Here is a 12874-nt window from a genome sequence, read left to right as displayed (position 1 = left end):
TCATGCGTCAGGTCCAGCGTGCTCCTACTCCCGCCTCCCTTCAACTTGGGGCCGCCGGTAGCGATGAACTTGCGCGGGTACGCGTGCACCGCGCCACCCCCGCGCCGGCTGGCAAAAAGAAGAAAAGTTTCGAGTACACGGCCTACAAGGGGGATGATGTCCGCCGTGCTTTGGAGAAAATGTTTCACGGCAAGTGCGCGTACTGTGAGACCTATTATGCCGCTTCGGCGCCGGTTGATATCGAGCACTATCGGCCCAAGGGGGGGGTCACCGAAGCAGCCACCCATGGCGGCTACTGGTGGATCGCCATGCAGTGGGAAAATCTGCTGCCATCATGCATCGACTGCAATCGCAAACGCGGTCAGGTAATTGTGGAGGCATCCTCAAGCTTGGCAGTATTGGCCGCCAGCACCTCTCCGCCGTTGACCCAAGCAGGAAAGAAAAACAGCTTCCCCTTGGCCGCCGGCGGGGTTCGAACTACTGCGGAAGGTACAGACTTCTCCCAGGAACAGCCCTTGCTCCTCAATCCCTGCAATGACGATCCGACCGTTCATCTGCTGTACAGCGTTGATCCTGCGCACCCCACGGGGTTGATCGTACCGACAGGAACCCAAGAGCAGCAACAGCGCGGTGCTGTCTCAATCCAGGTGTATGGATTGAATCGCCTTAAACTCCTGCAGGATCGCAATCGCGTGCTACGTAGCATGGAGTTCCTTGGCGACCTCATTATTGACCTGGCCACGTCGATCGACGCATTGGAGGCACCGGATGCCGCGCTTCACCTACGAGGAACGCCCGCAGCCGGTGTTGCAACACGGCTGCGGCTGTTACGTGACCGCATGCTGCAGGAACTCAAGGCCGCAGCTGCGCCAGAAGCGCCCTATTCGGCAATGGCCAAGACGTGGCTGGAGGGTTTCAAGCGCCGCCTAGCCATCTGAGTATCACCGCGGGCATGCTTGGTGGACTGACGATCTGCCCCGCCCCGCCTGTCTCAGGATAAACAGTGTCCATTGTTGCAAGGAGGGTCTGCCCCTTCCGCGTGCCTCCAATTGGAGCGACACCTGTGCACTGACTCAGCGCGCTAGCAGGAAGATCACTAGCATAAGCCCCACCAACAACAGGCTAGCCATCACCAGCAGTGGCGGACGCCGCTGAGATGATCGACGAAAGCTAACGGTGCCATCTGGATTAGCCGTCGCGCGGTGATCATACTGGTCCGCTTGCATACGGAGCAGGGAAAGCCCATGAAAATTGTATTAGGAATGACAGTGCTGGTGGTCTCGTTCGCAGTCATCTTCGCCCTACTTGGCGGTGCGGAGGCTAATCACATGCTGGTCTTCGGCTTGTTGCTCGCCGTGTTTTCCGGACTGGTCACTATCGCACTGGCCGCCACGGCGAAGATCCAGGCGATGCGGGCGAGCTTCGAACTGACGCCCGCGCTTACCGAGAACAAATCATACAGCTTCAGCAACACCACCGCCCTGCAGAACTTTCCCAGTGAGGAGCATCGCGAACTGGCCTCCCTACGTCAGGACCTTCGCGCATTGCAGGATCTGTACGTCAGCGCAGCGTTTGAGCTTGCTTCGTTGAAAACGCACATGCGTTTATGCTTCGACCATGTCCGCTATCACGAGAAGATTACCCTGCCCCGTGCCCTCGCGGGGCAGGCTGGTGCCATCATCATTGCCGCCCTGCTTACGCTCGTAGGCACGGCGTTGTGCGCGCTACCAGACAAGGCTTACTTGCTGGCGGAGACCATAAACATATGGTTTGCTGCTGGCTGGCAGTCCATCATCCTTTGGCATGGTTAATAGGAATCGCGTTGGTGGGTGTTAGCACTCAGATGCCTTTGCTTCGACGGGTTCTTGCTCCGGCAGCATGAGCTTAAACTGCTTGAGCGCCGCGTCACGCGCAGTGAGCAGTATTTGAGGTAGCAGGAAGGATGCCATCCTGAAAGGGATGGTCGTGCTAGACGATTCACGTGGGTGACCACAGCGGTATTACCTGCGTTTTTTTACTACTGGGTTCGTCCGATCAGCTAACGCCTGCGCACGAGCTTCGGCCGCGACTGCACGTTCCCGGGCGGCTGACAGATCAGCGCGCGCAGCCTCCAATGCACTTTGCAGGGAGCTAATTTGCTCACCTGCGTCCCTTGCATTTTGCTGGCTCTGCTCCAACTGCGCGACCACTAACTGGGCTTGGCTACGCGCTACCTGAAGCTGCTCGCGGGCATCGGCCAAAGTCAATTGATGCTCTGCTGCGCTCCGCTGGGCCACATTGAGTCGGCTCTGGGCGTCCTTGAGCTGTGCCCCCAGCGCCTTGCTTTCCTCGCGTGCTCGATCGATTTCGCGGCAGGCCCGATCTTCGACATCACGGGTGTGGCGCTGCTGTTCGTCTCGTGCCCGTTCCGTCTGTTTACGACTGTCATGCAACTGTTGCTGGAGTTCAACCAACTGGTGACGTCCGTCGTCGCGCTGCGTTTGGAGTTCGTCGCGCTGGCTGCGCAGATCGTCGATTTGCGCCTGCCGCTGGATGAGCAACTGTTCCAGGTCGGCCAGCCGCGTTTCCGCGTCCTGCCGAGCCGCTACGGGCTCTGCCGTATGCTGACGTGCCTGGGCAACGTCCAGTCGGGCACGGCCTTCCAGGGCGGCCACCGCCTTGCGCTCATCATCCAACACCTGACGCTGGCCGGCCAGCCCCTGTTCAGCCACGCCCTGGGCCAGGTTGATGGCCTGCTGCCAGATCGCCCGAAGGCTTGCGCCACCTCTGCTGGCAGGCCCGGTAGGCGGGCCTCGCCGCGCAAGCGCTCGGCCAGTTGATCCCACCATTGATCCAGCAACGCGCCGACACGCGCCGGGCTGCCGCGCCCCAACTCAAGGCGCACCCGTTCCACTGTCGGCCGCTCACCACGGGCCAGGACCGCGTCTGCTGCGGCAAACACGTCGTTTTCCGGTACGCCTACCGCCATGCCCTGCCCTCCGCTATATTAGGTCTGATAATAGAATGTTATCCGACCTAATCTTCCTAAATATGGATTTAAAATACGTTGGACGTATTAAATATTACAAACGAGATTTCGCAGGTCGACGAAACGCCGCTGGACCTGCATTTTCTGACGCTAAACGCCCAGGAGGCAGCTGCAGCCTTTATTGCAGCAGGCACGGCGGCCAATACTGTACGCAGCTATCGCAGTGCCCTCGCCTATTGGTCGGCGTGGTTACACCTGCGCTATGGACACGCGTTAGGCGATACGCCTTTACCCGTCGAAGTGGCGGTCCAGTTTGTGGTTGATCACCTCGCCCGTCCAACGGACGACGGCAAATGGGTGCATTTATTGCCAGCATCCATTGATGCTGCGCTTATCCGCGCAAAGGTCAAAGCCAAGCCGGGTGCGCTGGCCTATAACACCGTCAGTCATCGACTTTCGGTGCTGGGCAAATGGCATCGATTGAATAGCTGGGATAGCCCCACCGATGCACCGGCGCTCAAGAGCTTGCTACGCGAGGCACGCAAGGCGCAGTCACGCCAAGGGCTATCGGTGCGTAAGAAGACCGCCATCGTACTTGAGTCTCTACAGGCACTGCTGGCCACCTGCACTGATGGTCTTCGCGGTCAGCGTGACCGCGCCCTCCTCCTGCTGGCCTGGAGCGGCGGTGGCCGACGGCGTTCTGAGGTGGTGAACTTACAAATTAGCGATGTACGCCAACTGGATAACGACACCTGGTTGTATGCGTTGGGTGTGACCAAAACCAACACCGGCGGGGTCCGCAGAGAAAAGCCGCTACGCGGTCCCGCGGCTGAGGCACTTACCGCTTGGCTATTGGCAGCACCGGCGGAGTCAGGCCCTTTATTTCGACGTATGTATAAAGGAGACAAAGTTGGATCAACGGGTCTGTCCGCTGACCAGGTAGCGCGGATTGTTCAACGCAGAGCCAAATTGGCGGGCCTCGAGGGTGATTGGGCAGCGCACAGCCTTCGTTCGGGGTTTGTTACTGAAGCTGGGCGACAAGGCGTATCCTTGGGAGACGTCATGGCCATGACAGAACATCGTAGCGTAAGCACTGTGATGGGCTACTTCCAATCTGGTTCCTTATTGGAGAGTAAAGCGACGCGCTTACTGAAATAGGAGATCCTCGTGAAGCACACTGCTGAGGTGAAAAGTGGATAAATTTTTAAGGGTAAATCCCCTAGACACAGACGAAGTCGAGACAGAGAAGATCAAAGCATCACAGTCGGTTGCCGACAGTCAAATTAACTTGTTTGAAGTAATGGAGGACGTAATTCAAGCGAGCCAAATTTTTGAGGGATCCGGCCTCTCTAGTAATACCCTGCATTGCTACCGTATAGCATTAGCTCACTGGTCGGCATGGCTACAATTACGTTATGACCGAGCGTTGACCGCCGGCCCCCTACGCGAGGAGATCGTAGTTCAGTTCGTGCTTGATCACCTGGGAAGGCCCCAGGAAGATGGGAGTTTCGAACACCAGCTACCGCAGCACATAGATCAACTTCTAGTTACATCAGGTATCAAAGCTGAACTCGGTGCACTCTCTCACAACACAGTTAAACAACGGGTAAATGTATTGAGCTCATGGTGCAGGCATCATGGGTCGGATAACCCCTGTCTCGAACAGGCGGTAAAAAAAATGATGAAAAGAGCGCGCATAGAGCAGGAAGAATACGGTATCAAGCCGAGACAGAAGACTGTAGCCACCACCAAGTCTTTGAGAGCACTGCTGGCGACATGCACCGATGGAATCAGAGGCATACGCGATCGTGCCATACTCCTGCTCGCTTGGCATGGCGGCCGGCGACGATCCGCAGTGGCGAATTTGATGGTGAGTGAGTTTCACAAATCCAGCCAGGACGCTTGGGTATATGTCGAAGGCGACAGTAGTTCGACGCTTAACGACGAAGCCGGAGAGGCATTGTCAAATTGGCTAAAGGCAGCCGCTGTCAGCGACGGAGTGTTATTTCGTGGGTTACTGAGAGGGAGTAAAGTCAGCGCGAAGGGGCTAACCGGACACACAGTCGCGCGAATGATCCAAGAACGAGCGCGTTTAGCAGGCTTGGAAGGAGACTGGGGCGCTCATAGCCTTCGCGCAGGATTTATAACTGAGTCCGCTAATCAAGGCGTCCCCCTAAAAGACATTTTGGCAGTTACACGGCCGATGTCAGCGACGGCAATACTTCGGTACGTAGAGCTAAAAGAATGAATTATCACGTATTTAAGCCCAACCTGTGGCGTCTAAGTCTTGAACTGCAGATTATGAGAAATATATTGTCCAAGTTTTGGAGCTTTCGCAGTTGTCTCGTGGCAATCCCGAGACAACTCACCACCGTGTACTTTACCGTCACGGGTTTTTTTTAATCAGCGCCTCAAGCTGAGTATTGATCGCTTTCAACTCCCGAATCTCTTGATTTAAACAAGCGATTTTAGACCTAAGAACTCTTTTGCTCTGCTCAGCCCGCGCCACGATCATCGCGGCCGGCCGATCTCCGATACTTGGGGCATCACTAAAGTTATAAAGAGTCTGAGTCTCTAATTTGTGAGCATTCATACGCCACAGAGCCTGCCACGTGACACTCTGAGACTCGTACGCCTGGACGTCGTCGCTCCCTAAGGTAGTAGGCGTTTTGTTTGTTTCGCCGTTCACATGACTTGGTGGGATTTTCAAACCTTGGAAATTGTCTCGGTTAAGGTCCACTGCCTGTGCCAATTGGTCTTCTAATTGAGCATTCTTCAACTCGAGCTCTGGCACGATATACAGCATAAGCCTTTGTATTTCCTCAATCAGCTCCGCCGGGGCGACGGCTGTGAGCACTACCTGCATTTCTTGGATAGATGTAAGCACATTGGCGTAAGCCGACTCTCTTTTAACCAAAGGAGGTCGCGCCAAATTGAGTTTAATCTCGCTAAGATGCGTATCGATCTGAGCGCATGAAAACCCTGCCCCAACTTCTGCGAGAATGGCAGAAACAGTAGGTGATCTACCCGTTCGAATAATTTTTTCTCGTGCTACCAAAATTGTTAATAAATTAGGCGTCACGCTGCACCTCCGCTCTCATCGGATAACAACAGAAAACCAGACCACTTGACGTGCCTGCATCTAAATGAATGCACATTGCGAGTAATAAATGCTCCGGGCCGAATCTATTACACCACCATCACTGCCTGCACAGAACAATTACGGTTGACTCCATTGTGCGCGTTCGCGAAAATGTGTATTCCTTTCCCTGCAGATCCGCAGATTCTAAGCTGAGTTCGCGTATGCTTTTTACAATTGCATCGAAAACTATAAGATGCCTTGCGCACATACAAGGGCCATGGAGATTTTGGGGAAAGGCGATCGTTATAACGACATATCACTTTAAAATCGTGCTGTTTTTGTACCATGAATTGTAGCTCACCCAGTATATGCAGAAAGAGAACTCTCAACTCACGAATTTCATCTGTTTTACCCAGGCCCGATACCAAGTCTCTGAATTCGCTAAATTCTGCCTATAATACCGAGCCTCCCGCTAAGTTTGGCCAGTCGCGATGTGCCAACTTCATTCGAAGAATGAGCGTAGGCCAAAGCCACTGGACAAAAAACAAATTTTTGAGACTTGGTATTGAGGTTGTTGGTCAATAAATCAATATTCGATAAACAACACATATGCTCTTTGAGAAATTTTTTCTCAATTTCCTTGCACGTCTGCTCAACCGTTTTCCTGCGAATAGTGAAATCGACTCCGTCTCTCGCGGGAATGAATGTGGGATTGGCTAACCATACAACCTTTTGAATAAACCTGCGATCGCGCGCGCGCTCATCGGGCTGGGGTTGCTGTGTCAATTGCTCCAATATGTCTCCAACCCAAATTCGCCCAGACGAGCTTGAGTAGTAACGTATTGCCTCAGGTTGCCGAGCCACAGCCAGCTCATTTACAGCGTGATACCATCTTGATAAACGCTCTCCATTGCGCTGCAGCATCTCCACGACTGATGACCCATCGCGCATTTTTAGCTCAGTCACCATGTCTACACATATGAATCCACATGTTTGGCACTGCGTATCCTTCTTCAGATTCAGTTGCTCCCGCGCGAAGCCGTTGATGTAATTTTTGGTACACATCGCACACGCGGTGGCCAAGGCGCAGTTGTGAATTGAGCAAAACCCATGATGTCTGATCATGTGAAATACGGAGTGATACCCAAAACGAATGCACTGCGGGCAAAAAACCAGTTCTTTCCTTACATCTCGCATGCGATATGCGGGTGCTGGGCCAACCGGCAGATTACTGACACTCATAGGCATGTGCGGCGCCACCCGGTCTATAAAATCATCTCGCTGCCAACCGCACAGCGTACCAACAGAGACCAGCGGGCTACCGAAAAATTTCGATACCTCTGCCGGACTCATAAAGTTGATGCGGGATATTTTAAGGAAAATTGATACAGCCGATTCAAACGGCATCACACCAACTTTGGGGTAGAAAAGCGTCCTCATATATCCCCCATGCTTACCTTTCTGCAAAATTGGTCCAAATTACTTTGTTTGACAGCATCCTCCACCAGATCGGCAGGTACCGAAAGAGACTCTCGGTCCTCATGACTGCAGATCAAATAGATATAAGCTACAGATTGAGTGACGTGCTCCATGGGCAAGTTTTTGACGTATTTCCCGCTTACGACTTTTGACATTGAGTCCCACAGTTGATCCGACAGACTGCCCATTCTGAATCCATTTCGGTAGGCCTTGGGTAGCACTTCTTCGGTGAAACTGATCGCTGAATGGGATGAGCCGCAGGTATCGTACAAACTAAGAATCGTGTGAAGATCCTTTTTACTTGTAACGCCGTGCAGAGGTTTGATGTCGGTAAAAAACCTCCCTACGATATGTCTGCCGCTACCATTTTGAAGATAATCGCTGATTGCGCCCTCAACCGTCGGCATAGCAAACGAAACAACGGTCAATGTAATTTTATGTTGACGCAATCTATTATAAATGTCCGCTAACTGGTCAAAGTCACGTGCTGACAGGCGTTGAAGCTCGTCGACGATCATGACTATCTGATTCGCTCCATGCTCTCCTGCTCTGAGCTTAAATCTTTCAATAAGCATCGATTGACGTTCAATAAAACTCACCCGAGAATTTGGCTTAATACCTTCCAGCTCTAACAACTGATGCACAACAGACGAGTATTGAGTGTTCAAAGTTCGGTTAGTAGCAACCAACATAAACACGTATATATTCTTGAATTTTTTAGGTATTCCGATAACCAGCGCTTCGCAACAGCGTGTTTTTCCTATTCGAGGTTCGCCCGTAAAAACAACACCTGTTTTTCGCATTAAAACCTTGAAGCAAACATTTTCTATCACATACTCCATGGTTGGGGTATTGAGTTGGTATTCTGTACTCAGTAATGGATGATTATAATTCAAGAGACATCCTCATCGAATAACCCCAGCTTTGCCCAGCGCTCCGATCCTTTAGTTTTATTGCTTACGCTTGGCTTGTCAGCGGTGATGGAAATACAATCACCGACCACATCATCAACCTCTGATTGCAGGCGTTTCCTTTCTGAGTTGTTCCCAGGGCTGGCGTTTTTTTTAAGGTGGTTAGCCCAGGCAATGACTGGATTCTGACCTTCTATTACCTGAAGTTGCTTTTTTGCCATTGCCCGGTTGATTAGCTTCCTAGTCATCATGCTGTGTTTTATCTCTCTCCATGCCGCCTCAACCGTCACAACGCCAAAGAAGACACCATCTTCAAGGTACACCTCAACTTGTCGATAGTCATGTGGGTCTATTCGCACCATGACCGCTTTATCGATTAAACCAGGCGTATCGGAAAGTTGTGGACTGGTATAAAGCGCTTGGTCAAGCTTTATTCGCGGACGAATACCCTTTTTAACACTCCCCGTTACTTTCGCCTCGCGGCTCATACTACCTAACGCCACGCTATTCAAATATCCCACATCACTGATGGGCTTAAGAAAACTAGTATCAGCAATATATTCGCGCAGAACATCTAATGGACTATTCGCTTTGTTTTTTCCTCCTTGAGGTACTCCATTGTAATTTGCGGTGTACGCATCCATTACCTCTAATGCTACATCCACGTCGATTTGATAGTACACGGCAGCCTCCTCCGGGGATTCGGCCCTGCCATCTCCGGCGCTTGGCGAACTACCAGTGGTCGATAGAGATTGATGCATCACTCTACTCTCTATCCTGTTGAATAATCCCTCTACACACGATCTTCTAGCAGGCTGCGCCAGCGGGCCGAAGTTCAGAGTAAACCCTAGGGTGTTGAGCGCGACGTCGTAGACCTTATCCGCGTGATGCTGCATAGCATTATCTAGGGCTACGCAGCCCCAAATATGATATTTTAACTCCGGAATTACATATGACGGCATCCCCGCTGTAAAGTTATACTCCAAGTCTTTAATAGAAAAAATGGCACGTGGTTGCCAGCTTCCCATGTAGGCCTCGCAAATCAAGTCTACTAGATCTTGAGCACGTATTTCGCTGGAAAAAACAAATTTTATTGCCAAAACCGCTTTACTACGCTTGCAAATGGCTGCGATCAGCCATATCCGTTTGATAATATCGGTCGTGGTACTGCGACGCCCGCCATGCATCTTTAATACAAAAAATGAATCCATGTGATGAGCATCAATTTCGATCACGTCAAATACGTCACTCCCTTTTAAAAACGGCTCGAAGCCGGTTCCAACTTTACTATTAATTTGTGCCGATCGTCCCCCAGTAACTAACGCAGCTCTAGCGAAGTCATCGCATAAGATGCGATCTATGTAAGTACGAATCGTTCTATTCGCCGCCTGCTGCTTAAAAAAAGGCCATTCTGTAGATTTAACACCGTAAGCTGTACACATAGTATAGAACACGTTGCACAGATGGTTTTTTTCAAACTTACGGCCATGCGTGTGTTTTTCACCCTTCCGTAAAACGGCTTTTGCAAACGCCTCCGCAAGCTCTGGATATTTTTCTAGCGTTAGTCCCAACGCTCCGCTCAATCCGCCTTGCTGCTCGCTCCGACTTGCCTCAAGGGGCTTTGTACGCGCGTAAGCTTTCAAGCGCTGTTCAGGTATGAGCGCGACCTCACCGAAGTACTTGCCATCTTCATTTATAGTGGTATACCTACTGAATAGGCGGCATATTTCACTTTCTGATATGCCAGTAATTTCCCGAATTTGTCGCCCTGGCACACCGTCAAGTTTCAACTCCATTGCTTTTAACCGACTCAGATAATGTATTACATCTTCGGCGCTTAGCAAGTTTCGGTCGACTTTCTGAAAGCCAATTTTCTCAAATAATTCCCTGGTGGTTTTATTTCTCATTTAACCACCACTGTGCATTTATTTCGAAAATAGTATTTTCGTAACTTACTGAAATTTTTGACTCAACGACCATTCTGAAAAAAACCAGCAAACCCAAATTTTGATCATATAGTCGCACCGCAGAGAGATAACTTTTTAAGCTTCCCTGTCGATAGGTTTGTATATGTAACTGCGCTGTTTCTACTAGACCCGATGGTATATAGGCATTCCTGCCGCCATTTAAGAAACTTGACAACCTTAACAGAGGAAAAATTTTGGGTACGTGGGGTAACCAGTGCTCGTCGTTGAATTCGAGATACTGGTACTTTAAGTTTTTGGCCAGCTGTTTATTTTGTTCATAGTTTTCCGAAAAACCGTTTGTTCTGAGAACATGAAGTTCTGTTGGTCCTTCGAAAGGAATTACTTCGACGTGATAGTCTATCCGATGATCTACCCCACCTGCGTTGACGATCTTTGTTCCGGGTTCAAAACTGAACGTTTTGATAGCTGGAGAGTATTCTAAATTCAGCAGCCAATGAGCTAGTTGACGATCGCTTCCTAGCCGCAAAATTTTGTTGACTTTTAGGCTAAATACCACCCATAAATTTCCAAAATATTTGCCACGTTGCGTGAAATACGAGGTTCTACTTTTTTTAGGCATAGCCACTCCCAGAAACAGGTCGTGGAAATGCTGATCCCTTATCTCAATTCCTTATGCTGGGGCATTCCGAATATTCCGTACAAGCAAATATAGACCTGGTCGCCTGGCAGCGCAAATTTCGGTTTGATTGATAGTCCTGTACACGGATACGGTAATGAACCCTCAGTAATCCGATGCTGACATGGATTTGGTACGCAAGCTGTTTAATCCGCTGTATCAGTCGGGGCTCCAAATCATCATTACCGAGCATGCCAATCCACGGGATGATGGTTCCAATAGTCTCAAGTAGATGCGCCGTGGAGCCAGCCACCTGCATTCGTGCCGGAGGGCTAGCGTCTCAAAAAGTGAGATAGCGCGCTAACGGGTAGTGGAATGCATTGGCCTCCACAACTCTCAAGGAATGACGAATGGCACGCTCACCCTTTTTGCGCAAGCGTTCAGGGCAGCACCAAGCCTGGGATACAGACACTGGCTCCGATAGGAGCAATGCTCATAATTTCTTCATTCCCCGTCATTCGCTAACCTGAGGCTTCAGACCAATCGGGTGCATGCAGTGATGAACGACAAGCAACGCAAACAGCTCAGGAAGCTCCGCAAAAAAGCGAATATTTCGGTCAAACATGCTGCTCTGTGGGCACACGTAGAGCCGCGTACCTGGCGTTCATGGGAAACATCGAATGTCAAGGGATCTGCTCGATCTCCCTCACCAGCTGCACTCTGGAGCTTCTTTGCAAGAGCAGGCCTTGAGATGCCCAAAGAATTAAAGCCGCTGGTGTCGCCGGCACCGCTAGGACGAGCGCTATCTATTTCTTCGTACAAGGGAGGGGTTGGGAAATCGCCTCTAACGGTAAACGTTGCGGCCTGCTTGGTTAATCTTTCTTACCGGGTTGCGATTGTTACCGACGATGGGGTCTATCGTGGGATGCGCGGTGCTGGACGGTCTCCCCAGCCAGGAAGTTTGGTGAGTAAAATCGACTTCTACGATGAGCGTGAGTTGATTACCTTCCCTGCGGCGGTCAAGCGGATGAAGAAAGAAATCCGTGACAACGTGACTCTCGCCCTTCCGCAAGATCGTAAAGATGCCAAATTCCTTTACGGCCACATCATTGAGACTGTCGAGCACAAGGAGAAAGCTACCGAAAAGCTGTCCGAGCTTATTACTCGGTACGACTACGTTCTGATCGATGTGAACGTAGACATTGAGTTGATCCGTCGATACGCGGATCTCGTCGCGATCGTTCTCGACAGCCACTGCCTGATGTCTATCCAAAGCGCAGGAGCGTTTGCGGCTGCATTGCGACGCATCAAATGCCGGGAAACGTCGCCTGCATATTTTGGCTTGATTACAAACAACGATGTAGGTGCGGTCAGTCCAGAGCTGGAAGAGTACGTCGGCGATCTGCCGGCCTTGGATGATTCGCTACGAGCGGAGTTTGAAGATGCTCGGCATACGTATACTCGGCGTCGAGAGGCCATCCTTAAAGCTATCGGCGAACTGGAGTTGCCCACCCTTACAACTGAGCTGACGGCAGCCCACAGGGTCGCAATCGAGATTTATAACAAGGATAAGGCGTTCATGGAGGGGTATAGCTATTTCCACTCTTTGGCCGACGTTGCCCCTGATTCCCATGCAGCCAGGGAGATGCGCCGCCTAACGGATGAGCTAATCAACTTCAGAATGTGATGCTCCTCTTCAATTTGAACCCGGCGGCAGTAATGCTTAGCAATAGGCTCTGCGCCGCTTTCTGCCCAAAAGGAGATTCGCCGTCTGACCTGCAGATTTCCGGTCTGGCCCGGTGGATAGAAGATCGTAAGCGCTCCATAAACCCCACCTGTTCAAAAATAGGCGGCGCGCTTAGCTAGGCGATGCGGGCGAACAGTTCCACG

Annotated in this window: 10 protein-coding genes and 1 pseudogene; 5 read left to right on the top strand and 6 right to left on the bottom strand. The window is 51.2% G+C overall.

Translation table 11 applies throughout. The annotated features are described in order from the left end of the window. The first annotated feature begins 2 nt into the window (after nucleotides 1–2). Together AC07OP_RS18160 and AC07OP_RS18155 are read left to right on the top strand one after the other, a co-directional pair. Nucleotides 3–938 (top strand): HNH endonuclease family protein, encoded by a 936-nt coding sequence (locus AC07OP_RS18160; protein ID WP_124353320.1) that lies wholly within the window; start codon nucleotides 3–5, stop codon nucleotides 936–938. Between the two features lie 306 nt (nucleotides 939–1244). After that, nucleotides 1245–1811, top strand: coding sequence for a hypothetical protein (locus AC07OP_RS18155; RefSeq protein WP_495102057.1), 567 nt, complete (start codon nucleotides 1245–1247; stop codon nucleotides 1809–1811). A 189-nt stretch (nucleotides 1812–2000) separates the two neighbouring features. On the opposite strand, the pseudogene AC07OP_RS18150 reads toward AC07OP_RS18155, so the two are convergent. Continuing rightward, nucleotides 2001–2968, bottom strand: a pseudogene (locus AC07OP_RS18150) (DNA-binding protein). Nucleotides 2969–3046: 78 nt separating this feature from the next. On the opposite strand from AC07OP_RS18150, the gene AC07OP_RS18145 reads away from it, so the two are divergent. Beyond that, nucleotides 3047–4126: a site-specific integrase gene (locus AC07OP_RS18145; RefSeq protein ID WP_495102056.1), complete on the top strand. Its 1080-nt coding sequence runs from the start codon at nucleotides 3047–3049 to the stop codon at nucleotides 4124–4126. A gap of 34 nt (nucleotides 4127–4160) precedes the next feature. Next, complete coding sequence (locus tag AC07OP_RS18140) at nucleotides 4161–5216, top strand: tyrosine-type recombinase/integrase (RefSeq protein ID WP_495102055.1); 1056 nt, start codon at nucleotides 4161–4163, stop codon at nucleotides 5214–5216. Nucleotides 5217–5354: 138 nt separating this feature from the next. Here AC07OP_RS18140 and AC07OP_RS18135 read toward each other — a convergent pair whose 3' ends face one another. The 5 genes from AC07OP_RS18135 to AC07OP_RS18115 all read right to left on the bottom strand — a co-directional run bounded on the left by AC07OP_RS18135 (nucleotide 5355) and on the right by AC07OP_RS18115 (nucleotide 10987). Next, nucleotides 5355–6050 (bottom strand): hypothetical protein, encoded by a 696-nt coding sequence (locus AC07OP_RS18135; protein ID WP_495102054.1) that lies wholly within the window; start codon nucleotides 6048–6050, stop codon nucleotides 5355–5357. Nucleotides 6051–6491: 441 nt separating this feature from the next. After that, nucleotides 6492–7490, bottom strand: a complete 999-nt coding sequence (locus AC07OP_RS18130) for a hypothetical protein (protein WP_495102053.1) — start codon at nucleotides 7488–7490, stop codon at nucleotides 6492–6494. After that, a complete protein-coding gene (locus tag AC07OP_RS18125; protein ID WP_495102052.1) occupies nucleotides 7487–8425 on the bottom strand; it encodes an ATP-binding protein in 939 nt (312 codons plus the stop codon). Before AC07OP_RS18125 ends, AC07OP_RS18130 begins: the two co-directional genes overlap by 4 nt. Next, a complete protein-coding gene (locus AC07OP_RS18120; RefSeq protein ID WP_495102051.1) occupies nucleotides 8422–10347 on the bottom strand; it encodes a Mu transposase C-terminal domain-containing protein in 1926 nt (641 codons plus the stop codon). The genes AC07OP_RS18125 and AC07OP_RS18120 overlap by 4 nt, the downstream gene beginning before the upstream one ends. Next, entirely contained in the window at nucleotides 10337–10987 is a 651-nt protein-coding gene (locus AC07OP_RS18115) for a hypothetical protein (protein WP_495102050.1), read from the bottom strand. The genes AC07OP_RS18120 and AC07OP_RS18115 overlap by 11 nt, the downstream gene beginning before the upstream one ends. Nucleotides 10988–11543: 556 nt before the next feature. Between AC07OP_RS18115 and AC07OP_RS18110 the strand changes: the two genes are divergently transcribed. After that, the gene (locus AC07OP_RS18110) at nucleotides 11544–12671 is read left to right on the top strand and encodes a ParA family protein (RefSeq protein WP_495102049.1); all 1128 of its coding nucleotides are present in this window, start codon (nucleotides 11544–11546) and stop codon (nucleotides 12669–12671) included. Nucleotides 12672–12874 lie beyond the last annotated feature (203 nt).

It is taken from the genome of Pseudomonas sp. GW821-FHT09D08 (assembly GCF_059416305.1).
Note: the sequence above shows the minus strand (reverse complement) of the source record. Positions and strands in the feature narration are given on the sequence as shown.

Excerpts from the sequence above, each read along its gene's own strand:
- AC07OP_RS18130 (WP_495102053.1), bottom strand. The coding sequence starts at position 7,490 with ATGAGGACGCTTTTCTACCCCAAAGTTGGTGTGATGCCGTTTGAATCG.
- AC07OP_RS18115 (WP_495102050.1), bottom strand. The coding sequence starts at position 10,987 with ATGCCTAAAAAAAGTAGAACCTCGTATTTCACGCAACGTGGCAAATAT.
- AC07OP_RS18155 (WP_495102057.1), top strand. The coding sequence starts at position 1,245 with ATGAAAATTGTATTAGGAATGACAGTGCTGGTGGTCTCGTTCGCAGTC.
- AC07OP_RS18110 (WP_495102049.1), top strand. The coding sequence starts at position 11,544 with ATGAACGACAAGCAACGCAAACAGCTCAGGAAGCTCCGCAAAAAAGCG.
- AC07OP_RS18120 (WP_495102051.1), bottom strand. The coding sequence starts at position 10,347 with ATGAGAAATAAAACCACCAGGGAATTATTTGAGAAAATTGGCTTTCAG.
- AC07OP_RS18160 (WP_124353320.1), top strand. The coding sequence starts at position 3 with ATGCGTCAGGTCCAGCGTGCTCCTACTCCCGCCTCCCTTCAACTTGGG.